We start from the raw sequence: 21,305 nt of genomic DNA on the forward strand, positions 1-21,305 counted from the left end.
TCAGTCCTCCCACGCCGAGGGGCTGAACAGATAACCGCGTCCCCAGATTGTCTTGATCTTGTGCGGCTCGGGCGAGGCATCGCCAAAGCGGCGGCGCAGGCGCGAGATGCCCGAGTCGACGGTCCGGTCCAGCCCGTCGAACTCGATGCCGCGCAACTGCTTGAGGATGTCGTCGCGGCTGAGTACGGTGCCGGCCGCACGCGCCAGGATCAGCAGCAGGTTGAACTCGGCCGTCTTGAGGTCGACCGGCTGGCCGCGCCACGTGACGGTGCGGTTGGGCGGCGAGATGGAAAGCTCGCCGAAGACGAGCGTGTCGTCGCGCGGCGCCACCGGCTCGGACGTCGACATGACTGGCGTCGAACGGCGCAGCAGCGCGCGGGCCCGGGCGACGAGCAGGCGCGGCTCGATGGGCTTGAGGACGTAGTCGTCGGCACCGATTTCCAGCCCGGCCACCTGGTCGTACGTATCCACGCGCGCAGTCAGGATCAGCACCGGCACGCGCGAGAACGCGCGGATGCGCCGGCACACTTCCATGCCGTCCATGTGCGGCAGCATCAGGTCGAGGATCACCAGCGCAGGCTGGTGTTCACGCACGGCGGCCACGGCAATGTCGCCGCGGCGCACCACTTCAACAGCAAATTCATAGTTGCCCAGGTATTCGCTGACAAGCTGCGCGAGGCGGTCGTCATCTTCGATCAGCAACACCTTGGTCTTGAGCGGCGCGTCGGTCATCGCCCGTACCCCCGTTTCTTCTTGTGTCGGCGCGCAGTGTACGGCGCCGGCCTTGCGAGCGGATGGGGCGGAGAAACTTGCAGACACTCGCGCACAATTGCGCACAACTTCCCGGCAATTTCCAGACAGACGTGCGTGCGGCATCTCGCCAGACTGCGGGCTCTCTCTCAAGAGGTCCAACAAGAGGTCCTACGTGCTCAATCGTCTCTCCCCCCGAGTTTCCGTCGCTTATCTGGCCGTGCTCTCCGGCATGTGGCTGTCGCCGTCTTCGGTGTACGCCGATGAATCATCGTATTCGCTGTCGCTCAACGCGGGCGTGGCGCCGCGCTACCAGGGCAGCAAGGAGTACACCGTCACGGCCGGCCCGGGCTTCCGGGCAGATTTCGGCAACGGCTGGTTCATCGACCCGACGCAGGGCGGCGCGGGCTATGCCCTCCGCTTCCTGAACGGCATGTTCGCCTCGGCCGCGCTGTCGTACGATCGGGGCCGCTCCGACACCAACCGCTACGGCCGCCCCGGCTCGGATCACCTCAAGGGCATGGGCACCGTCAAGGGATCGCTGCTGGGCGTGTTCACGCTGGGCGGCAAGCTGTTCGGCGACACCACGGGCAGCGCCACCCTGGAAGTGCCCATCACCCACCGCGAGCGCGGCTGGTCGGGCCACATCGACGTGGCCGCGCCGGTCGTGAGTTGGGGCAGCGACAAGATCACCGTGAGCCCGAGCCTGCATTTCGGCTCGCGCAAGTACATGCAGACGTACTTCGGGGTGACGCCGCAGCAGGCGGCCAACAGCGGCTTTGCCGAATACAGCGCAAGCAGCGGCCTGCAAGCGGCCACGCTCACCGTGGCCTGGACGCACACGTTCTCGCGCCACTGGGCAATGCAGACGGCGGTGGGCGCCTCGCGCCTGCTGGGCAACGCGGCCAAGAGCCCGATCGTGCAGAACAAGCAGAGCTACTTCGGCGGCACGGGCCTCGTCTACACGTTCTGACCGCGCCCTCGATCAAGCGAGGGCATCGAGCCACGCCACGGTTTCGCGCCACCACGGCGCGCCGGACGATGCGCGGAAGAAGCCCATGTGGCCGACACCCTTGGCACCGAGCGCCGCGCCGCTCACTTGGCGGCGCGTGACGCGCGTGGCCGGAAACTGCGCGATGAGCGCATCGATGGCGTTGGCCGGCGCCATCGGGTCATCGTCAAAACCCCAGGCGAGCAGCGGCACGGCCAGCCTCGGATAGCGCGACGTATCCAGACCCGCGCCAGGCGCAAAAAGATAGCCGCGCCGCCGGGCAAAGCGCGCCCAATCGGCGAGGATGGCGGCCGGAATCGACATCGGCCCCATGCCGACGGCCGCCAGCGGCAGCATGCCGCCGCGCACGCGCGCCACCGCCAATGGAATCCGCACGTGCAGCAGCCACGCGAGTTGCGGACGACTTAGCAGCCCGCGCCATGGCCACAGCCGCGCATTCGCCAGCGACACCGCCACGTGCACCAGCGCATCGGCGTGCATGATGTGCGGCGCCAGCCCCGCCAATTGCCCGCCCGCGCTGTGGCCAAGCACCACCAGCCTGCGGCCGCTGCAGCCCTCGGGGACGAGCGTGTCGTGCACCCATTTCAGCACCGCGTCGATGTCGTGCCGGCCCCAGTCGGCAAAGCGCGGCGTGCCCGGGCCCGTCGCCACCGCCTCGCCAATGCCGCGGTAGTCGAACGTCACCACACGCCAGCCCGCCAGGCACAGCGCCCGCGCAAACGCCGCGTAGAACTGGCGCGGCACGCCCAGCGCCGAGCAGATCACCACCGTGCCGTGCGCGCCCAGACCGGGGCTGGTGACCGTCACGGGCAGCGTCCAGCCGTCGGCCGTGCGGACGTGGTCGTCGCGGGTGGGAAGGGCATCGGCGGGGTAGTCGATCGATTCGCGCTGCATGGGCACTCCGCTCGGGCTATCGAGTTGGGATGGACGGAGTATTGGCGCCGCCGGATGCGGTCACAATTACGCGACAGGTAATCGCGGCAGCTACCCGACTCTGCTTCAATAGGTGACATGACGCCCACCAAGCCCGCCTCCGCCTCGTCCATCGACGACACCCTCATGCTTGAAGACGCCCATGCCTCTCATGGCGCCCAAGCGGCCCAAGCGGCCCAAGCGGCAATTGAGCCGCCTGAAGCGGCGCTTTCGCGCTTCCCGCAGTTGCTGCGCTTCTGGCGCACGCGGCGCGGCTATAGCCAACTGGCACTGGCGCTGGCGGCGGGTGTGTCGCAGCGGCATGTGAGCTTTCTGGAATCGGCCCGCGCAACGCCCAGCCGCAACATGATCCTGCAACTGGCCGAGGAGCTGAACGTGCCGCTGCGCCATCGCAACCAGATGCTGCTGGCGGCCGGTTTCGCTCCCGCCTATTCCGAACAGGGCCTCGCCACGCCGGCCGATGAAACGTCGCCGATGATGCAGGCGGTGCGCCACGCGGTGAAGCTGATCCTCGACAAGCAGGCGCCGTATCCGGCCATCGTGCTCGACCGTTTCTGGCACGTGCTCGATGCCAATGCCGCGCATCGCCGCCTGATGCGCTGGGCCATCGGCGACGACCGGTCCGAAGGCGCGCCGGGTGTCGTCAACATGATGAAGCTGGTGTTCGACCCGACCGCGCTGTGGCCGGCCATCGCCAACCGCGATGCCGTCGGCCGCTACCTGGCCCGGCGCGTGCGGCAGGAACTGGCCCTGCAAGCCATCGACCCGGCGACGCAGCGGCTGCTGCACGACATCCGCGCGATGCAGCCGGCGCTGTTCGATGCGGCGGAGGCACCGGCAGCCCACGCTACGCCCGCGCAGGATGCCGGCGATCCGCCGCCCTTCCTGCCCATCTCACTGCAGCGCGACGGCGTGACGATCTCGCTGTTTTCCACGCTCACCACGCTGGGCACACCGCGCGATGCGGGGCTGCAGGAGATGCGCATCGAGTGTTTCTATCCCGCGGACGAAGCGTCACGGCGGGCGTTGGAGCGTATTACGCTGTAAGTTGCACCTGATTGCAACGAGAATCATTCTCATCTATATTGGCCGGTCGATTTGCCTCCCTCCGGCGGCCGTTGCGCCGCCTTGTGCTTCATGACCGACCTGTCCCATCCCCCGCTTTCGGCAGAGCCCGCCGCCAAACCGGCCGCCAATGCACGCCCAGCCAAGGCCAAATCCGAACACCCGGCCAACCGCCGCGCCACGGTCGTCCGCTGGCTGCGCAAGACGCACGGCTGGTTCGGGCTGTGGGGCGCGGTGATGGGCCTGATCTTTGGCGTGTCCGGCATCTGGCTGAACCACCGCGCGGTGTTGAAGCTGCCCGTGGCGCAACAGCGCATCAATACGCAGATCGCCCTGCCCGACCCCGTGCCCGCCACGCCCGAAGCGATGGCCGCGTGGCTGCAGCAGACGCTGAATACGCCGGAGCCGGCCACCCGCACGCGCGTGGAAAAGGCCAAGCCGGTAGCCTGGGCCGAGCGTCCGGCCAAGGGTGAAGGCGCCAAGGACGACAAGAACGCCGACGCGCCGCGCGAACCCGCCGCCAAGCCGCTGATGCAGCCCGAGCAATGGACCTTCAACTTTGGCAGCGCCACCACGCAAATCCAGGCCGAATACTGGGCCGGCAACCGCTCGGTAGCGATCCGCCAGACCGACAACGGCTTCCTCGGCACGCTGATGAACCTGCACAAGGGCGTCGGCATGACGGTGCCGTGGATTCTGCTGGTGGATACGCTGGCCGGCTGCCTGATCTTCCTGTCGATCTCGGGCCTGTGGCTGTGGGTGATGACCACCAAGCGCCGCACGGTCGGCTGGACGATCTTCGGATTGGGGAGTCTGCTGGCGATCGGGCTGGCGATCTCGCGGCTCTGAGTGCCGCATGTGTTGTGGATGGCGCCCGCGTGGCGCCATTTTTTTTGCCTTCGCGGCTTCGTTGCCGCCGCTTACGGGCGGTCGACGCTGCGCTCGGTCAGCAGCCGCTGGATCGCCCGCATGCGCGAGCGCACCATCTCGTCGCGGCGTTGCGCCACGCAGGTCATCAGGATCTCGATGACGGTCAGATGCACGAGGTACGCCTCGGTGCCCACCCGCATCACCGCATCTTCCGGCACGTCCACGGTCAGCGCGATCTGCGCGCGCTCGGCCAGCGGCGTGCCCGCCTGGGTGATGGCGATCACGCAGGCGCCCTGCTCGGCCGCATAGGCAATCGACTCGAGCAGATACGGCATGCGCCCCACGTGCGAGAACGCCACCACAACGTCGGACGCGCCCAGCATCGCCGCCGACACAAGCTGCAGATGCGCATCGAAGTAGGCGTTGGACGCCAGCCCGAGCCGCATCAGCCGCGCCTGCATGTCGTTCGCCATGAACGATGAGGCCGCACCCGCCGCATAGCAATCGACGCGGCGCGCGCGAGCGATGCGCTCGGCAGCGGCGTCGACCTGCGTGGTGGACAGCGATTCACGCAGCTTGGCCAGCGCCCGCGTGGCGCCATCGATGACCTTGCTGGCGACCAGCGCAGGCGGGTCCGCCCGGCCGACATGGCCTGGCAGCGTGGGCTGCGCGTGCGCGAGTTCGGCGGCCAGCGTGGCCTTGAACTCGCGCAAGCCTTCAAAGCCGAGCGCCTGGCACATCCGCACGATGGTCGGCATCGACACGCCGGCGCGCACGGCCAGCGTCTCGACGGATTGTTCGAGCGACAACTCCGGCGCTTCCAGGATCAACCGCGCCACGCCCTGCTGCGCCGGCGAGAGCGCGGGCAGCTGGTCGCGCAGGGCGTTGAGCAGGGGAACGGAGAATGAAGGCATGGCGGGACCGTGGGCGGCGAACGGAAATCAGCGTCGCCAGTGTAGCGGCAGCCTTGCGCCACGCCGCCTGCCCGAGGGAAAACCCCCAAGAATCTGTAAGCCCACGGTTTACGCTCGATGCCCCTTCAGCGGGCAACGCCCCAACCGGCGCGACGTGTGCGGCGCTTTGCCGGTGCATGCGTAATTTCAACCCTTACAGCGCAGACTTGCCTGAGAGTCGGCCCCCGAGCCAGGCCGGAAAACCCGTTCCGGCCGACACAACAGTCGTTACGACAATAAGGGAGCCACATGACCACTTCGATCCGTTCCATTCCGTTATCGGCCGTTGCACTGTCGGCGCTGCTGGCCTGCGGGGCCGCGCACGCGCAATCCAGCGTCACGCTGTACGGCGTGATGGAAACCGGCCTGCGCTACAGCACCAACAACGACGCCGACGGCCACGGCAAGGCCGAGATGGCGGGCGGCTACTACAGCGGCAGCCGCTTCGGCATTCGCGGCTCGGAAGACCTGGGCAATGGGCTGAAGGCCGTGTTCCACCTGGTCAGCGGTTTCGCGCCGGATACCGGCGTGGGCTCCACCAACGACATGGGCCTGGGCGGCTACAAGCCCACCACGCCCGCCACCTCGCGCCTGTTCGGGCGCCAGGCGTATGTCGGCTTGGAAGGCGGGTTCGGCTCGCTGACGTTCGGCCGGCAGGAGAACCTCGTCTTCAACACGGCTGGCCAGTACGACGCGCTCTCCATCGGCAACCTCGGCGCGACAGCGTGGCACGTCACCGCCACCGGCGTGCGCATCGACAACTCGGTCAAGTACGTGGGCGATTTCAACGGCTGGCGCCCCGGCGTGATGGTCGGCATGGGCGAGCAGGCGGGTGCGTTCTCCGCAGGCAACTACAGCGCGCTGTCGCTCAACTACGCCAGCGGCCCGTTCGCGTTCGGCGGCGCGTGGGAGCAGCAGAAAGACCTGCAATCGGTCGGCACTCGCACGTGGACCACCGGCGGCAGCGTGCAGGTCGGCCCCGCCAAACTGATGCTCGGCTACATCAACTACCGCGACGGCACGCCCACCAAGAACGACCTCATCCTCGGCGGCGTGAAATACGACTTCAGCGGTCAGTACAACCTCGTGGTGGGCGGCATGGCCACGCGTCAGCGCGACCCCGACGGCCTGCGCTACACCGCCTACGCGATCATGAACTACGTGGTCAGCAAGCGCACGTGGCTGTACGTCGGCATGGACTACACCCACCAGAAAGACGCCGGCACCGTCCTGGCAGCCGCACTACCGAAAGCCTCGCAGACCGGCGTCATGGTCGGCATGCGCCACGGCTTCTAAAACGAGACACGGCCTGGGCGCCAACACCCGCGCCCAGCCGGTTTGGCCTTTGACTTTCCCTGCCCTAGATGGCGCCTTGAATTTCTGTTGCAGAGAGGAAAAAGGAAGGGAAACTGTCTGAGCGCAGCGAGTTTTTCCCTTCCCCTCTCTGCGACATAAATTCAAGGAATCTTTCGCCATCTCGGGCGCGCCTTTCTTTGCTTACTTTCTTTGGCAAGACAAAGAAAGTGAGTCGGCCCCGGCAGGGGACGATACGAGGGATGGACCAGCAACGCCCTTAAGCCGGCGCTCCCGCAGGAGGTGGCTCATCAGCAGCCCGCGGCACCTTCCCCTCATCCGGCGCCACCCGCGCCATCCACTCCTCAAACGCCGCAGAAGTCCGCAACACCGTCCCCGGCGCCGCCAGCGGCACGCCCGCCTTGTCGAACGCGTCCTTGAGCACAACGTTGAACGCCCGCAGCACATCCGCCTGCTTCTGCGGACGCGTCTTGAACCGCCCCTTGACGATCATCGCGCCACCTTCAAAGCGGTCCAGCCCGAAGATTTCCGCACCGCCGAGCAACGTGTAGCCAAAGCGCGGCTCACCCGCAATCTGGTCGGCCGCCGCACGCACAAGGTCGATCGCCTGCTGCGGTTCGGCCTCCATCGCCACGCGCACTTCAAAGTCGGCAAACGAGTAATCGCGCGAGAGGTTGCGCACGGTCTTGATCTGGCTGAACGGAATCGACAGCACCGCGCCCGTTCCATCGCGCAGCCGCACCGTCCGGATGGTCAGGTTGATGACGGAGCCCGTGGCCACCCCCACGTCCACCACATCGCCCACGCTGATCGTGTCTTCCATCAGGATGAAGATGCCGGTGATGAAGTCCTGCGCCAGCGACTGCGCGCCAAAGCCCACCGCCAAGCCGATCACGCCCGCGCCTGCCACCAGCGGCGTCACGTTCACGCCCAGGTTGGCCAGCACGCCAATGCTGGCCGTCACCACCAGCGTCACCTTCAGGCCATTGCGCAGCAGCGGCAGGATCGTGAGCGCGCGCGTGCTCGGCTGCGCCCGCGCCGAGGCCGGCGACAGCGCCCGCAGGATCGCCGTGTCGAGCAGGATCCAGACAAGCCAAGTGGCAAAGACGGTGCCGATCAGGCCCACCATGGCATCGGCGATGCGCTTGCCGTTGACCGAGCTGTGCGCGACCTCCACCAGCGTGTGGCCCCACACGCGCAGCACCAGCTCCAGGAAAGCGATCCAGATGACGAGCTTGATCAGCGCGCCGACGAAATGCTTGAGCCGCTCCACGTAAGGGGAGCTGCGCGCCAGACGCAGATGCGAGCGCCAGTTCGCGCGGGGGCGGACCAGCGCCGACAGGAAGAACGCCGCCACCAGCAGCAGCGACGTCATCACGGCACGGCGTGCCACGGCGTCGACGTTGTCAGGCGTCGTCAGCGTGGCCATGACGGTGGCGCCGGCCAGCACCACCACGGGCACCGGCCAGAACGCCGCCAGCAGCCGGCGGACTTGGTTGCCCGTGTGTTCGCCGCTGCGCAGCTCCAGCGGGCGATTGGCGATCAACTGGCCAATGGGCCGGCGTGCCCACAACGCGCCCACCGCCAGCATCAATGACGACACCACGTTGCACACCGTGGCCAGCAGCAGGCTGAGCGAGCCGCCCAGCACCAACGCGACGCGCGGATCGACGAGCGCATCGCCGCAGGCGCCCAGGCTGGCCGTCAGAAAGATCGGCCACATGCCGTGCTTGAACAGATATTCCACCGCCACGCGCCGGTGCGCACTGCCGGAAAACAGCGAGAACAGCATCGCCACGCCGGCCGTGATGATCGCGCCCCACACGATGGCGTAGGCCAGCACCACCGCCAGGACGAAGCCGGGCGACGCGTCGTGGTCAAGCCGCACGATGACCGCAAAGGAGATCGCCCATGGCCCGATCTTGCGCAACGCATCGATCAGCAGCGCGCGCGTGGTCGGATGCGGCCCGAGGCCTGCGGTGAGGCCAAACACGCGGCGGATCAGCCAGCCCAGGCCGAGCAGGCCCGCGGCGATGGCGGCCCAGATGCCCACCGTGCTCGCAAAGTCGGCAGCCAGCGACATGCGCTTGTCGGGCGCGACGAGCAGGCTCGCGTTCCCGCTGGCGGCCTCGATGCGGCGCAGCCAGTAACGCGGCGCACCGGCCTCCACATCGGCCTGCAACGAGCCGTTCTCGATGAGCGATGCAACCGCGCCCAGCAGGCCAGGTGCCTGTTCGGCCTGTACCTTCTGCTGCGCGCTCATGCCATCGCGCAACTGCTTCAACTCATTGACGAGGGCCGTGCGCTGCTGATCGTTGCTGAGCAGCGTGATGACGGTGTCGAGCGACTGGCGTGTCTGCACGGGGTCGGCGGCGGGCGTCGACGCGCTGGCGGTGGAAGTCGGCAGCCCGGCCAGCTTGGCAAACGACACCGGCGCGGCATCGGCCACGCGGGCCACGCCGCCCATCAACAGGAGGAGGAACGATGCGAGCGGCCACAGTCGCCGCGTGCAGAACAGGAAATGAGTACGCATGACAGGGAAAGCGATCGTGCAGACATCGATCACGGCACGATACGCGAATTCCCCGGGCGCACAACTTCAGCGCTTGGCGCCCGGCGGCAGCGGAGCCCGCCGCCAGAGCCACGCCGCCGTGCCCAGCGCACACGCCATGCAGCCCATCACCAGCGTCACCACGCCAGGCCAGCCCCAGGGCGCATAGAGCTTGCCGCCTGTCGTGCCGATCAGGCTGGAGCCCAGGTAATACGCCAGCAAATACAGCGCCGCGGCCTGCCCCTTGGCACGCCGCGCGCGGCGCCCGACCCAGCCGCTGGCCACCGCGTGCGCACCGAAAAAGCCGAAGGTCAGCAGCGCGATGCCGCCAATCACCAGCACCAGCGGGCCCGCCAAGGTCAGCAGCACGCCGCCCGACATCAGCGCTGTGCCCGCCAGCAGCATGCGGCCCCGGCCATGGCGATCCGCCAATCGGCCGAACCATGCCGAGGCGCCAATGCCCAGCAGATACACCATGAAGATGCCGCCCACCGCCGTCTGGCTGAGGGCATACGGCGCGTCGAGCAAGTGGAAGCTCGCGTAGTTGTAGATCGTGACGAAGCCGCCCATCAGCAGAAAGCCCATGGCGAACAGCGCGCGCAGGCCCGGCTCGCGCAGATGGGCGCCCAGCGTGTCGAACAGGTCGCCCAGCGCCACGCCCTTGCGCGGCACAAACCGACGCGACGGCGGCAGCAGCCACAGGAAGGCCAGCGCCGCGAGCAAACCCAGCATGCCGGTAAAACCGACGGCGGCGCGCCAACCGAAATGGTCGGCCACGGCGCCGGTCAGCACGCGCCCCGCCATGCCGCCGAATGCGGTGCCGCCAACGTACAGGCCCATCGCCATGCCAAGCCCCTGCGGGTGCACCTCTTCGGCCAGATACGCCATGGCCACCGCCGGCACGCCGCCCAGCACCACGCCAAGCAACGCCCGCGTGACCAGCAACCCGTGCCAACCCGGCAGCACCGCCGCCGCCAATGTGAGCGTCGACGACAGCACGAGCGACACGCCCATCAGCGTCTTGCGATGAATCGACTCTGACAGCAGCCCAGCAAACAGGATCGCAAAGGCCAGCAGCAACGTAGAGACGGACAGCACGAGGCTCGTCTGCGCGGGCGTCAGGCCAAAGTCGTGCGCCAGCAGCGGCATGAGCGGCTGCACGCAATACAACAGCGAGAACGTGGAGAAACCCGCTGCGAACAGCGCCAGATTGGCGCGCAGAAAACCAGGATGCCCCCGGACCAGCCAGCACGACGGATCAGCGGGTTCGACGGCGGGCGAGGGAGAAAGCGGAGCGTTCACGGCGGGCGGGTTGAAACAGGCGCAAAGGCAAGCGCCTATTATCGTTCGCAGGCATCGTTCCTGCTGCGACGCGGCATCCGCCTTGCTTTGCGGCCTTCACCCAGTTCACCGTTCACCTGCCCGACCATGGAAACCACGCTCTATTACTGGCCCGAAATCCAGGGCCGCGGCGAATTCGTCCGGCTCGCGCTGGAGCAGGCCGCCGTGCCCTATACCGATCTCGGCCGCGAAGACGAAGCCGCCATCGAAGCGTTTCTGAACGATGCCGGCATTCCCACCCCGCCGTTCGCGCCGCCGTTCCTGGTGGCCGGCCCACTGGTGATCGCGCAGACGGCCAACATCCTGCTTTACCTTGGTCAGCACTACGGCCTGGCCCCGAACGACGAAGCCGGCGGCCTGTGGACGCACGGCCTGCAATTGACGATTGCCGATTTCGTGGTGGAGATTCACGACACGCACCACCCCATCGCGTCGTGCGAGTACTACGAAGACCAGCGCGCCGAGGCCAAGCGCCGCACGCAGGATTTTCTCGACAATCGCGCGCCCAAGTTCCTGCATTACTTCGAGCGCGTGCTCGACCGCAACCCCGCCGGCCCGACATGGGCCGTGCGCGATGCGCTGACGTATGTGGATTTGTCGCTGTTCCAGATCGTGGCCGGGCTGCGCTACGCGTTCCCGCGCCACATGCAGCGCTACGAACGCGACTTGCCGCATCTGGCGGCGCTGCATGACCGCGTGGCGGCGCAGCCGAACATCGCGGCGTATCTGGAATCGCCGCGTCGCATTCCGTTCAACACGATGGGCATCTTCCGCCACTATCCGGAACTCGACGCGCTGAAATGACGAAACCCGGCGCAGGGCCGGGTTCGCGGTGGATACATCGTTCAGGCTGCCAGCGGCGTAGCGAGCAATCGGCGCCGGATATCTTCCAGCGCCGCGGGCCAGCTTTCGATGGCCGCCAGATCGTGGATGTCCTGCAGATCGATCAGTAGATCCACCACCTGATCGTCGTCGACATTGACGCCGGAGCTGCGCAGCGCACGCGCGAGCGGATCCTCGCTCGGCACGCGCAGCAGGCTCACGCCCAAGCGCTCGATGGCGCTGCAATAGAACGCGTCGTCGATGAGAATGCCGACCCCGCAACGGCGGTTGTCGAGGCCGCGGTAGCGCGGCTCGCCGTCGGCGTCTTCGGAGCGGCATTGCTGTGCGAGCAGGTGTGCGCGCACACGTTCAAAAATGTCCTCGATGGCGAGGAACGTCCCCTTCCCTTTCATGGCGTCACCTTCTTTGGGGTGATCTGTGACCGGCCGGTCGGTCAGAATGTATCGACGAGAGCGCCGCTCAGGCCGAATTGGCGTGCGATCGACTGGAAGCGTTCCTTCCACTCCCACGTGCCGAACACGTCATGCGCGTTCTGCAGCTTGGAGAGCAGCTCGACGGTGTCGCGGTCGTCCACGTCGATGCGCGCGCGCTTGAGCGCGCGGCGCAACGCGATGACGCCGGCATCCATGTAGCGCGGAATCTCGTTGGCGGGCTTGACGATGTAGCGCACCGGCACGCTTTCCATCGACGTCGTGTAGTCGCGCACGCCGATCAGGTTGCCGATCGGGCAGCAGCGACCGCCCTGGCCGTGGTACGCAGCGCCGCCGCGCGGCAGGATGGCAGCGCCGCCCTGACCGAACAGATGACGGACTGCGCCGTCGTAGATTTCTTGCTTGCTGAGATATTGCGTCTTCATGTTCTTTCCCCTGACCCCAGATTGCAGGCGTCGCCGATTCGATTCACCTCCGACTTCCGGCCTGACGTTGCGTCCGACGTCGCACATCTGCCATCCGTGCGATCTATCTTGGTTCAGGATGCACCAGAACCATGGGCCGAAAAAGGACCGGAATGTAAGTCATTTTTACCGTTTGCTTTTTGGCAACGGATTGCCCGTAAAGGTGCGCCAGACAACGCTTTGCGGGTGCTTCGGGCACCACGCGCGCGCAGCGTTTTTACAACCCCTGATGCGCGTTCGCAACAGCGTGTGCGCAAGGCTGCGCGCACGTGGCGGATGCGTCGTAGGCGCGGCGCTTACATCCCGATGATCCGGTCTGTGTGGCCGAGACAGAAGCCGCGTCGGTCATGGTGCCCACAGGTGGGCATCACCTCGTAGCCGGCAGCGCGCAGCAACACCGCGCGCGCGGCCACTTCCACCGGGGGCAGGGGCTGCCCCGAGTCTTCATCGCGGATGAGCCGGCCGAGTTGGGCAAACGGCTGGCGCAGCAGATGGTCCAGATCCAGCGATCCGCAGTACCGCATCACATCACCTTCTTGAAAAACAGCGGCGGCACCGGGCACGCCGTTACATCGATTCGTCTGCCAGCTCAGGACACGCAACCAGCGTCTGACGCACCTCCGCATAGGCGGCACGCTGTGCCCAGATCGCGTCGGTCAGGGCCGCGATCAGCGCGTCGCGCGGCAGGCTTTGCGGTGCCACGCCGAACTGCGCCTCCACGGTACGTAGAGCCTCCGTCACTTCGCTTCGCCATCGGGCGTCGAGTCGCTGGGTCATGTTGTTCTCGTTGGGTCGGTTCTGGCGCGGTGGGCGGCGGGCTTGTGCCCACTCTGGCCGCGCTGGGAAGGGATTGGCGGAATGGGTTCCGCTCTTGTTTGTGAAGAACGGCACACGGGACTGAAACTTGATTGCCGCGGCGGGGGGTAAACCGGTTGCCCCGGATGGGCTGCCACCAGCCGCGACTCCGCCAAACGGCTTCCCCCATTCGCGCAGCAACTTCAGCGGGTGCCCGTGGCCCAATTCGGTTCTGAAACCGCCCCCCTACCCACCGATGAAGATGGAGCGTCACGTGTCCCGACTGTCTTTCCTGCGCCGTAGCGTGCTGGCCCTTGCCTGCGTGCTGGCCGTGCCTGCCGTTGCGACGGCCGGCGCGCCCGATCCGCGTCAATACATGCATGGCATCAGCGCGGTGCCTGGTGCCAAGGCCGACACCTTCAACGTGTTCTTCAGTAGCTCAGGGCTCCCCCCGCGCGGTGCCGATCGCAGCGGAAGCTGGCCGCACGATGTCTATGTCGCGCAATGGCATGCCGACACGGGCGTGCTCGATGCCCCGCGCATCTTCATCCAGAAGCCCGAAGCGCAGGAACCTGTGACGGTGGCGCACAACCGCGCCGGCCAGGTGATGGTGTCGTTTGAAGACGGCTGGAACGCACCGGAAAACGTCAACCAGCGCTTCGGCATCTACGACACCGCGCTGCGGCCCATCAAGCCGTATCCGCAACTGGTGGAATCCGGTAGCCATTCGGGCCATATCACGGCTGTGGGCGACCGCTTCGTGGTGTTCTATTCCGACGGCTGGATTACCGGCGGCGGCGTCGACAACCTCGGCAGCGGCAACGGCGTCTACCTGAAGGTCTACGACGGGCGCGGACGCCGCCTGCACAACGTCGATGTTGCCGATGGCCGGCGCGAATGGTGGCCCATGGTGGCTGGCGGCAGCACGAATGCGCTGCTGGCCTGGCAGCAGTTCGTGCCAGGTCAGACCGAGGCCAATCTGAAGATCGCCTTGTTCGATCCCGTCAGCGGACGCGTGACCGGCGAGCAGCTTCTGCACAAGCATCTGCAGTACTACACCTACAGCGTCACGTGGATGCCGGCGATCGAGCGGTACCTGCTGGTCGGCGTGGCCAAGGGCAACGGTTTTGCCGATCTGATCGACGCCACGGGCAAGGTGCGTGCGTCGATTCCGTGCATGCCGGCAACGGTGCGCGAAGCGGGCATCACCGTGAACCAGACCACCGGCTATACGCCCGCCGCCGATGGCCGCCTGCTGCAACTGCAGGCGGGGCCGGATTCGCTCACGCTATCGGCCACGCTGTTGAATACCGACGGCAAGCGCGTGCAATGGCGCCCGGTGGGCAGCACCGGTTTGCTGCGCACGTCGGGCGCGATCGACTGGATGTCGTTGACGGAAAAGGGACTGGAGCAGTTGCACTTCGACCCCACCAAAACGCAGCCCGCCAACGCGGTCGACCAATGTCGCTAGCGCGAAAAGCTCAAGCGTCGGTAACGAGCACGCGCAGGCGCACGAGACCATCCCACCGGGTGTGGACGGCATCGCCGATGCGGCCGATTTCAGCGGCGAGTGCCGGCGGCAGGACGAGGTCGACCTCCACCGCGCCATCGACGTAATGCAGCACGCAGTGGCGCGCGTCGAGCGGCGTGCCGGGCGGCAGCAGCTGTGCCAGCACGGCGTGCAGCGCGTCGCGGTCGGGCAGCGGCACGGGATCGGTCGCGATGTGCTCGCGCGGGTCGACGTGAATCTGCACATCGAGCACGGCCATGGCCGTATGCGCCGTCAGCGCGTTGGTGCGAGCCCGCACGGCAATCGCATGGCCTTCGCTGACGGAGACGCGCGGATCCACCTCGATATGCGCGTCCACCAATGCCTGGTCTCCGGTCACGCGCGTACGCAGGTCGTGCACGTTGATCACGCCCGGCGTGGCTTCCAGGCTGGCGCGAATGGCCTCCACCTGCGCGGGCGGCAGAGCGCGGTCCATCAGGTCATTGAGCGCTTCCCACCCAAAGCGCACGCCCACACGGCCGATCATCAGGCCGACAACGCAGGCCGCCACCGGGTCGAGCCAGTGATAGCCCATCAGGTTGCCCGCCACGCCCACGGCCGCCACCAACGACGACACCGCATCGGAACGCGCATGCCACGCATTCGCAATCAGCATGCGTGAGTTGATGCGCTTGGCCACGGCGAGCATGTAGCGGAAAAGCCCCTCCTTGGCCGCCAGCGCGGTCAACGCCACCACGAGCGCCAGGCCATGCACCGGCGTCGGCCCCTGCGGCGAGCGCAGGCTTTCCACCGCGGCCCAGATCATCCCCGCGCCCGCCCCGATCAGCAGCAGCCCCAGGCCCAGCGACGCGGCGTTCTCGTAACGCGCGTGGCCGTACTGGTGGTCTTCGTCCGGTCCCTTGTGGCTGTTGCGGTTGGCAATGAAAACGATGCCATCGGCGATCAGGTCGGACAGCGTATGCAGCCCGTCGGCCACCAGGCCTTGCGAGTGCGACCACAGCCCCGCCGCGATCTGCCCCGCCGAAAGGAGGCAATTGACGCCCGCACTCACCAGGGTGGAGCGTTCGGCGCTCTGCTGGCGCGCGGCCGCAGAAGGGGCTGTCGAAGATGTGGGCGTCATGGGGAATCGGTGCGATCAGGCGTGCGAAGCAATCGCGAGCATTGTGCCACGCACAGACGCGCCGCCTGGGCCCGAACCCAGGGCAGCGACCGCAACGTGCTGCGACAAATTTGCACCGAAAGAGCGCAGATCAGGACGTACTAATCGGACTTTTCCGATGTTCGGCCCTTGGGGCTTCGGCGATTCTCAGCAATGCGGCAAACACATTGCCGCACGTTACACACTCGGAGACACGTCGACATGCAGCCGCCATTCCAACTCGTCATTGCAGATGATCATCCTGGCGTGGTGGCTGCCGTGCGGCGCCTCGTGTCGGCGGTCGACGGTTTCGAGGTGGTGGCCGAGGCCGGCAACGCCGATGAGCTGCTTGCCGTGCTTGGCCGTGTGCGCTGCGACCTCGTCATCACCGACTACGCCATGCCAGGCAGCCGCTATGGCGACGGCATCCTCCTGCTCGAATTCCTCGTGCGGCGTCACCCCGACCTGCGTGTGATGGTGCTCACCATGCTCGAGACCCGCGCGCTGATGAGCAACATCCTGCGCGCGGGCATCAAGGTCATCGTCAGCAAATCCGACGAGCCGCAGCACATCCTCGAAGGCATGCAGGCGGCGATGCATGGGCGCATCTACCTTTCGCCGCAGCTCAATGCCAGGCTGCTCTGCCGCAACGGCGAGCCGCAGCCCGCTCCCGACGACCCGGTCACCAAGCTCGGCAAGCGCGAGCTGGAAGTGCTGCGCATGTACGTGAGCGGCAAGACGGTCAGCGAGATCGCCGTGCAGCTCAACCGCAGCGTCAAGACCATCAGTTCGCAGAAGCAGACCGCCATGCGCAAGCTGGAGCTTGGCACCGAGGCGGCGCTGTTCGACTTTGCCGTGCGCCACGGGCTGCTTGGCAGCGGCGAGGGCTGACACCATGATGGCCTGCGTCACGCTCTTGACGTCTGCGCGCGTGCGCATCGGTATCGGTGCGGGGTTGGTTGCATGCGCGGCCGCCCTGCTCTGGCTGAGCGGCTCGCCCGATGCCGACGCGGAAGACGCGGCGCAGGCCGTCCAACGGCTCACGCAGTTTCCGCCCAAGGTAACGGTGGGCGTCATCAGCGATGCCATGGCGCCGCTCGAAGGCGTCGAAGCCGGCCGGCTCAGCGGCTTCTCCGGCGATCTGCTGATGCATCTGATTCCGCAGGACCAGGTACGCGTCATCCCGCACGTCTTCGCACGGCGTGACGAGCTGCTGAAGGCGGCCTGCCGGGGCGACGTCGACATCATCATGAGCGTGGCGCCCCGCTCGCAATACGATCACTGCCTCATCTATTCGGCGCCGTACCTCGAACGCCCCACGGCGGTGGTGGCGCGCAACGACAACACGGAGGTCGCGCAGAACCCGTTTGCCCCCGGCATGCGCATCGCCGTCGAGCAAGGCTCTTCGCTCGAAGAAGAGCTGACAGGACAGTACCCGAGCATCCGCCTGATCAGTACGCCCACGGCAGCCGACGCTCTTGATGCCGTGCTGCACGACACGGCGGACGCTTACGTGGGGGTGACCTATCCGACGCGGGAGCTGATGTCGCAGCCGCGTTACCGGCGCCTCTCGATCGTGCAGCTGGTGAATCAGCAGGTCGACGCGCTGCACTTTGCCGCGCCGCGCGACCAGGAGATGGTGATCCGGTATCTGAACCGGCATCTGGCCCAGTTGCCCGACGCCACCATGAGCGAGCTGCGCGCGCGCTGGATCACGCAAGGCGGCGCGTCGTCCGTGGGGCTGCAGTTATCGGACGACGAACGCGCCATGCTCGCCGCGCTGCCGCCGCTGCGCTACGCCGCCGATCCCGACTACATGCCGTACACCTTCAACGGCTCGGGCGATGGAATGCTCGGCATCTTCCCCGAATACCAGAACTTCCTCTCACGCACGCTCGGGCTGCGCTTCGAGCGTGTGACCGTGCGCGACTGGGCGGACGCGCTGGCCAAGGCGCGCCACGGCGAGATCGACATCCTGCTCGGCATGTCCGACCAGGATTCCCGGCCGCCTGGCTTTACGCTCACGCAGCCCATCGACGCGACCCCGATGGTCGTCGTTGGGCGCAGCGACGCGCTCACGGTGGCTGCGCTGTCCGAGCTTTCCGGCAAGACGGTCGCCCTGCCGACCAGCGACACGCTGACCACGCTGCTGAAAGAAAACGTGCCGAAGATTCGCATCCTGCGCGCGGGATCGGTCAACGATGCGTTGTCCATGGTGGGGACTGGCGAGGCCGATTTCACCATCGCTAATCTGCCGGTGGCCGACGCGTTGATCCGCCATCATTTTCCGGGCGAGCTGAAAGTCACGGGTTCGGCCAACACGATCGAAAGCCTCGGCGTCGGCGTGTCGGCCCAATACGCCGCGCTGGTTCCGCTCATCAACCGCGCGCTCTTTGCCATGCCCGAAGGCGAGCAGGTCAGCATCCGCAACAAGTGGCTGTCGGTGAGCTACCAGCTGGGCCCATCCGCTTGGGCCGTGCTGGGCAAATTCGGACCCGTCGCCGCGCTCGTGCTGGTGGCACTGGTAGCGCTCTTCATCAAGCAGATGCAGCTGCGCCGCGAAAACCACCAGCGCCGTCGCGCCGAAGAAACCCTTGCGCGCCAGCTGAGCTTCCAGCGCGCGCTGATGGAAGCCGTGCCTTTTCCACTGGCCGCCAAAGACGCCTCGCACCGTTACGTGGCCGTGAATGCGGCGTTCTGCAACATGTTCGGCCGGACAAGCGCATCTTTGCTCGGCCATACGCCGCAGGAGCTTGGGCTGTATTCGACGGGCAACGCGTCGCCGTTGTCCGAGATCAACCGGCGTGCAATGGAGACCAGCGAAAGCACACGCGAAGAGGTCATCATCGACACGCCGGATGGTCAATCGCGCCACGTGCTGTACTGGATCGAGCCGTTCCACTTGCCGGACGGACAACCCGCGGGCACCGTCGCGTCGCTGGTCGACATCAGCGAGATCCGCGAAGCGCAGGCGCGCGCCGAATGCCTCGAACAGCGCCTGCGTGAAGTCACCGAATCGCTGCCGGCGCTGGTCTACCAGTTCGAACTGGCGCCAGGTCAAGCGCGGGGGCGCATCACTTACGTGGCGGGCAAAGCGCACGAAACGCTGGGCGCGCGGCCTTCGGATCTGCTGGGCTATCTATCGACGCCCGAACTGCTGATTCACGAAGATGATCGACAGCGCATGATCGACACGGTGCTTGTCTCTGCGGAGCAGCTGACGCCGTTCGACCAGCAATTCCGCCACGTCTGCGAAGACGGCGTCATCCGTTGGCTGCACGCGCGCTCGATCCCGCATCGCGAAGCCGACGGTCGCACGGTCTGGAACGGTTACCTGAGCGATGTCACCACGGAGCGCGAGCAGGCCGATGCGTTGGAAGCTGCCAAGAATGCTGCGGAGTCGGCGTTGCACGCGAAAGACCGTTTTCTTGCCATGATGAGCCACGAAATCCGCACGCCCATGAACGGCGTGCTGGGTCTGGTCGAGCTGCTGCAGCAGACCAAGCTCGACCGCGAGCAGCAGCAGATGGTGTCGTTGGTGCAGGATTCGGGGCGCGCGCTGCTGCATATCCTCGACGACATCCTCGACTACGCAAAGGTCGAGGCCGGTCGCCTGGATATTTCCCCCTCGGCCACGGACCTTCGCGAGGTCTTTGACGGCACGGTCGGCCTGCTGGCAAGCCGCGCACACGAAAAATCGCTCGCCGTGCATGTGACTGTGGCCGCCGACGTGCCGGCCAGCGTCTCGGTCGACAGCATTCGTCTACGGCAAATTCTGTTCAACCTGCTTTCCAACGCGATCAAGTTCACCGACCGGGGAAGCGTGCGACTGTCAGCCGACTGCGCGCACGTCACCGACGACACGGCGCACCTCGTCATCGCTGTCACCGATACGGGCATCGGGATCTCACCGGAGGTACAGGCAACGCTGTTCGCGCCGTTCGTGCAGGCCGAGCGCTCGACCACGCGGCGCTACGGCGGGACTGGGCTGGGGCTGGCGATCTCCCGCCAGCTTGCCGGCCTGATGGGCGGCAGGCTCGTCATGGAAAGCGCACCAGCACAAGGCACCGCCGTCACGCTGCACCTGGCCGTACCGATACTCACGGCCCGATATGCGCTGCCGCAATTGGCGGGCCGCAGCGTTGCCATTGACGTTGATGACGGGGCCGTCCGGCACAGCCTTACGGAACTCGCGGTCGCGGCCGGACTGCGGCCTGCTCCGACGGCCGACGCCGACATCCTTCTGACCACGACGCCGCAGGCCGAGCGGCGCGCCATCCGCATCACCTCCGAGGCCAGCTATGCCGAGACGGGCAACGCGCTGAGCATCAATCCGCTGCGTTGGCACGCTTTCGTGCAGGCATGCGAGCGCGCCCTGCCGCCATCTGAACACGTGCAAGCGGCCAGCACGGCGGTACACGCGCTTCCCGCCGCCGCGCCTACTGAAGCGCCCGGAGCACACATCCTCGTGGCGGAAGACCATCCGATCAACCGCGAGCTGATCGCCAAGCAACTGCGGCTGCTCGGCTATCGGGTCACGCTGGCCGAAGATGGCGTCGTCGCGCTCGAGCGATTGCACGAACACCGTTTCGACGCCTTGCTCACCGATTGCCACATGCCGCGCATGGACGGCTTCGATCTGGCGCGGCGTATCCGCCACGAAGAGGGCGACGGCCCTCGCCTGCCCATCATCGCCATCACGGCAACGACGCTGGCCGAGGAGCACGCGCGCTGCCGCGCCGTCGGCATGGACGCCAGCCTGCTGAAGCCGACCACGCTCGCGACGCTGCAGGAAGCGCTGTCTGCGCTGTGGAGCACCGAGGCCCCCGCAGGCGCCGGTGCGGCCGAGGAGCAGCCGCCCACCCTCTCGCTCGACGACCTGCACGCCGCGCTCGGGACGGACCCCGCCGCGGCCGGGTTGGCGCAGGTTTTTCTGTCGTCGCTGGCCGAGGACGCGGAGCGACTTCAGCCGCTGCTGGACGCGATGGACCGCCCCGCCCTGCGCCAATGGGCCCATCGCACCGGCGGCGCACTGGCGCTTCTCCACAGCCCGGACGTCGACGCTGTGGCGGAAGCTTTCCGCCATGCGGTCCACCATGGCAGCCAGGACGACATCCGCGCCGCCGGCATGCGCGCTTTGCGGCTGCTAACGCACATCAATGCGTTGTTGAACGCCTTCTTGCCAGCGTCCGCCGACGTTGTGCACCGCACGCAAGTGACGGATTCATAAGGGAAAACCGTTTCAAGCGGTTCATACGCCGCTTTTAGATGAACCGTTCCAATCGGCCGATTGACTCGGTCAGGGCAGCCTCCTACGATGACATCGACCAATGTC

General features: G+C 66.8%; 18 protein-coding genes. 8 read left to right on the forward strand and 10 right to left on the reverse strand.

The genetic code is table 11. The annotated features are described in order from the left end of the window. Positions 1-732, reverse strand: a complete 732-nt coding sequence (locus R2669_RS21420) for a response regulator (RefSeq protein ID WP_316877005.1) — start codon at positions 730-732, stop codon at positions 1-3. A gap of 193 nt (positions 733-925) precedes the next feature. Between R2669_RS21420 and R2669_RS21425 the strand changes: the two genes are divergently transcribed. After that, positions 926-1,723 (forward strand): MipA/OmpV family protein, encoded by a 798-nt coding sequence (locus R2669_RS21425; protein ID WP_316901962.1) that lies wholly within the window; start codon positions 926-928, stop codon positions 1,721-1,723. 12 nt (positions 1,724-1,735) lie between these two features. Here R2669_RS21425 and R2669_RS21430 read toward each other — a convergent pair whose 3' ends face one another. Beyond that, positions 1,736-2,656, reverse strand: coding sequence for an alpha/beta hydrolase family protein (locus R2669_RS21430; protein ID WP_316901963.1), 921 nt, complete (start codon positions 2,654-2,656; stop codon positions 1,736-1,738). A 117-nt stretch (positions 2,657-2,773) separates the two neighbouring features. On the opposite strand from R2669_RS21430, the gene R2669_RS21435 reads away from it, so the two are divergent. Both R2669_RS21435 and R2669_RS21440 read left to right on the forward strand, forming a co-directional pair. After that, positions 2,774-3,742, forward strand: a complete 969-nt coding sequence (locus tag R2669_RS21435) for a helix-turn-helix domain-containing protein (RefSeq protein ID WP_316901964.1) — start codon at positions 2,774-2,776, stop codon at positions 3,740-3,742. Positions 3,743-3,832: 90 nt separating this feature from the next. Then, the gene (locus R2669_RS21440) at positions 3,833-4,609 is read left to right on the forward strand and encodes a PepSY-associated TM helix domain-containing protein (protein WP_316901965.1); all 777 of its coding nucleotides are present in this window, start codon (positions 3,833-3,835) and stop codon (positions 4,607-4,609) included. 71 nt (positions 4,610-4,680) lie between these two features. On the opposite strand, the gene R2669_RS21445 is transcribed toward R2669_RS21440, so the two are convergent. After that, positions 4,681-5,544, reverse strand: a complete 864-nt coding sequence (locus R2669_RS21445) for a MurR/RpiR family transcriptional regulator (RefSeq protein ID WP_015855786.1) — start codon at positions 5,542-5,544, stop codon at positions 4,681-4,683. A gap of 288 nt (positions 5,545-5,832) precedes the next feature. Here R2669_RS21445 and R2669_RS21450 point away from each other — a divergent pair, with 288 nt between their 5' ends. Continuing rightward, positions 5,833-6,879: a porin gene (locus tag R2669_RS21450; protein WP_004628924.1), complete on the forward strand. Its 1,047-nt coding sequence runs from the start codon at positions 5,833-5,835 to the stop codon at positions 6,877-6,879. A gap of 277 nt (positions 6,880-7,156) precedes the next feature. Here the strand turns inward: R2669_RS21450 and R2669_RS21455 are convergent, their stop codons facing one another. Together R2669_RS21455 and R2669_RS21460 are read right to left on the reverse strand one after the other, a co-directional pair. Beyond that, positions 7,157-9,430, reverse strand: coding sequence for a mechanosensitive ion channel family protein (locus tag R2669_RS21455; protein ID WP_316901966.1), 2,274 nt, complete (start codon positions 9,428-9,430; stop codon positions 7,157-7,159). A 66-nt stretch (positions 9,431-9,496) separates the two neighbouring features. Then, positions 9,497-10,750 carry an MFS transporter gene (locus tag R2669_RS21460; protein ID WP_316901967.1) on the reverse strand — a complete coding sequence of 418 codons (1,254 nt, stop codon included), beginning with the start codon at positions 10,748-10,750 and terminating at the stop codon, positions 9,497-9,499. Positions 10,751-10,876: 126 nt separating this feature from the next. Here R2669_RS21460 and R2669_RS21465 point away from each other — a divergent pair, with 126 nt between their 5' ends. Then, on the forward strand, positions 10,877-11,593 hold the full coding sequence (locus R2669_RS21465) for a glutathione S-transferase (RefSeq protein WP_316901968.1): 717 nt from the start codon (positions 10,877-10,879) through the stop codon (positions 11,591-11,593). 41 nt (positions 11,594-11,634) lie between these two features. On the opposite strand, the gene R2669_RS21470 is transcribed toward R2669_RS21465, so the two are convergent. The 4 genes from R2669_RS21470 to R2669_RS21485 form a co-directional block, all read right to left on the reverse strand. Beyond that, positions 11,635-12,024 (reverse strand): hypothetical protein, encoded by a 390-nt coding sequence (locus R2669_RS21470; protein ID WP_027680436.1) that lies wholly within the window; start codon positions 12,022-12,024, stop codon positions 11,635-11,637. A gap of 41 nt (positions 12,025-12,065) precedes the next feature. Further along, on the reverse strand, positions 12,066-12,488 hold the full coding sequence (locus tag R2669_RS21475) for a hypothetical protein (RefSeq protein WP_316901969.1): 423 nt from the start codon (positions 12,486-12,488) through the stop codon (positions 12,066-12,068). A gap of 335 nt (positions 12,489-12,823) precedes the next feature. Further along, positions 12,824-13,051 carry a hypothetical protein gene (locus R2669_RS21480; RefSeq protein WP_316901970.1) on the reverse strand — a complete coding sequence of 76 codons (228 nt, stop codon included), beginning with the start codon at positions 13,049-13,051 and terminating at the stop codon, positions 12,824-12,826. A gap of 43 nt (positions 13,052-13,094) precedes the next feature. After that, positions 13,095-13,304 carry a hypothetical protein gene (locus tag R2669_RS21485; RefSeq protein ID WP_316901971.1) on the reverse strand — a complete coding sequence of 70 codons (210 nt, stop codon included), beginning with the start codon at positions 13,302-13,304 and terminating at the stop codon, positions 13,095-13,097. A gap of 274 nt (positions 13,305-13,578) precedes the next feature. On the opposite strand from R2669_RS21485, the gene R2669_RS21490 reads away from it, so the two are divergent. Then, positions 13,579-14,793 carry a hypothetical protein gene (locus R2669_RS21490; protein WP_316901972.1) on the forward strand — a complete coding sequence of 405 codons (1,215 nt, stop codon included), beginning with the start codon at positions 13,579-13,581 and terminating at the stop codon, positions 14,791-14,793. 10 nt (positions 14,794-14,803) lie between these two features. On the opposite strand, the gene R2669_RS21495 is transcribed toward R2669_RS21490, so the two are convergent. After that, positions 14,804-15,952 (reverse strand): cation diffusion facilitator family transporter, encoded by a 1,149-nt coding sequence (locus R2669_RS21495; RefSeq protein ID WP_316877014.1) that lies wholly within the window; start codon positions 15,950-15,952, stop codon positions 14,804-14,806. Positions 15,953-16,192: 240 nt separating this feature from the next. Between R2669_RS21495 and R2669_RS21500 the strand changes: the two genes are divergently transcribed. Both R2669_RS21500 and R2669_RS21505 read left to right on the forward strand, forming a co-directional pair. After that, positions 16,193-16,861, forward strand: coding sequence for a response regulator transcription factor (locus tag R2669_RS21500; RefSeq protein WP_316901973.1), 669 nt, complete (start codon positions 16,193-16,195; stop codon positions 16,859-16,861). A 7-nt stretch (positions 16,862-16,868) separates the two neighbouring features. Further along, positions 16,869-21,200 carry an ATP-binding protein gene (locus tag R2669_RS21505; protein ID WP_316902077.1) on the forward strand — a complete coding sequence of 1,444 codons (4,332 nt, stop codon included), beginning with the start codon at positions 16,869-16,871 and terminating at the stop codon, positions 21,198-21,200. Positions 21,201-21,305: the final 105 nt, after the last annotated feature.

This window comes from Ralstonia edaphi (assembly GCF_958350185.1).
GTDB lineage: Bacteria > Pseudomonadota > Gammaproteobacteria > Burkholderiales > Burkholderiaceae > Ralstonia > Ralstonia edaphi.

Excerpts from the sequence above, each read along its gene's own strand:
- R2669_RS21430 (WP_316901963.1), bottom strand. The coding sequence starts at position 2,656 with ATGCAGCGCGAATCGATCGACTACCCCGCCGATGCCCTTCCCACCCGC.
- R2669_RS21445 (WP_015855786.1), bottom strand. The coding sequence starts at position 5,544 with ATGCCTTCATTCTCCGTTCCCCTGCTCAACGCCCTGCGCGACCAGCTG.
- R2669_RS21485 (WP_316901971.1), bottom strand. The coding sequence starts at position 13,304 with ATGACCCAGCGACTCGACGCCCGATGGCGAAGCGAAGTGACGGAGGCT.
- R2669_RS21450 (WP_004628924.1), top strand. The coding sequence starts at position 5,833 with ATGACCACTTCGATCCGTTCCATTCCGTTATCGGCCGTTGCACTGTCG.
- R2669_RS21465 (WP_316901968.1), top strand. The coding sequence starts at position 10,877 with ATGGAAACCACGCTCTATTACTGGCCCGAAATCCAGGGCCGCGGCGAA.
- R2669_RS21500 (WP_316901973.1), top strand. The coding sequence starts at position 16,193 with ATGCAGCCGCCATTCCAACTCGTCATTGCAGATGATCATCCTGGCGTG.
- R2669_RS21475 (WP_316901969.1), bottom strand. The coding sequence starts at position 12,488 with ATGAAGACGCAATATCTCAGCAAGCAAGAAATCTACGACGGCGCAGTC.
- R2669_RS21435 (WP_316901964.1), top strand. The coding sequence starts at position 2,774 with ATGACGCCCACCAAGCCCGCCTCCGCCTCGTCCATCGACGACACCCTC.
- R2669_RS21440 (WP_316901965.1), top strand. The coding sequence starts at position 3,833 with ATGACCGACCTGTCCCATCCCCCGCTTTCGGCAGAGCCCGCCGCCAAA.
- R2669_RS21455 (WP_316901966.1), bottom strand. The coding sequence starts at position 9,430 with ATGCGTACTCATTTCCTGTTCTGCACGCGGCGACTGTGGCCGCTCGCA.
- R2669_RS21480 (WP_316901970.1), bottom strand. The coding sequence starts at position 13,051 with ATGCGGTACTGCGGATCGCTGGATCTGGACCATCTGCTGCGCCAGCCG.
- R2669_RS21505 (WP_316902077.1), top strand. The coding sequence starts at position 16,869 with ATGGCCTGCGTCACGCTCTTGACGTCTGCGCGCGTGCGCATCGGTATC.
- R2669_RS21420 (WP_316877005.1), bottom strand. The coding sequence starts at position 732 with ATGACCGACGCGCCGCTCAAGACCAAGGTGTTGCTGATCGAAGATGAC.
- R2669_RS21495 (WP_316877014.1), bottom strand. The coding sequence starts at position 15,952 with ATGACGCCCACATCTTCGACAGCCCCTTCTGCGGCCGCGCGCCAGCAG.
- R2669_RS21490 (WP_316901972.1), top strand. The coding sequence starts at position 13,579 with ATGAAGATGGAGCGTCACGTGTCCCGACTGTCTTTCCTGCGCCGTAGC.
- R2669_RS21470 (WP_027680436.1), bottom strand. The coding sequence starts at position 12,024 with ATGAAAGGGAAGGGGACGTTCCTCGCCATCGAGGACATTTTTGAACGT.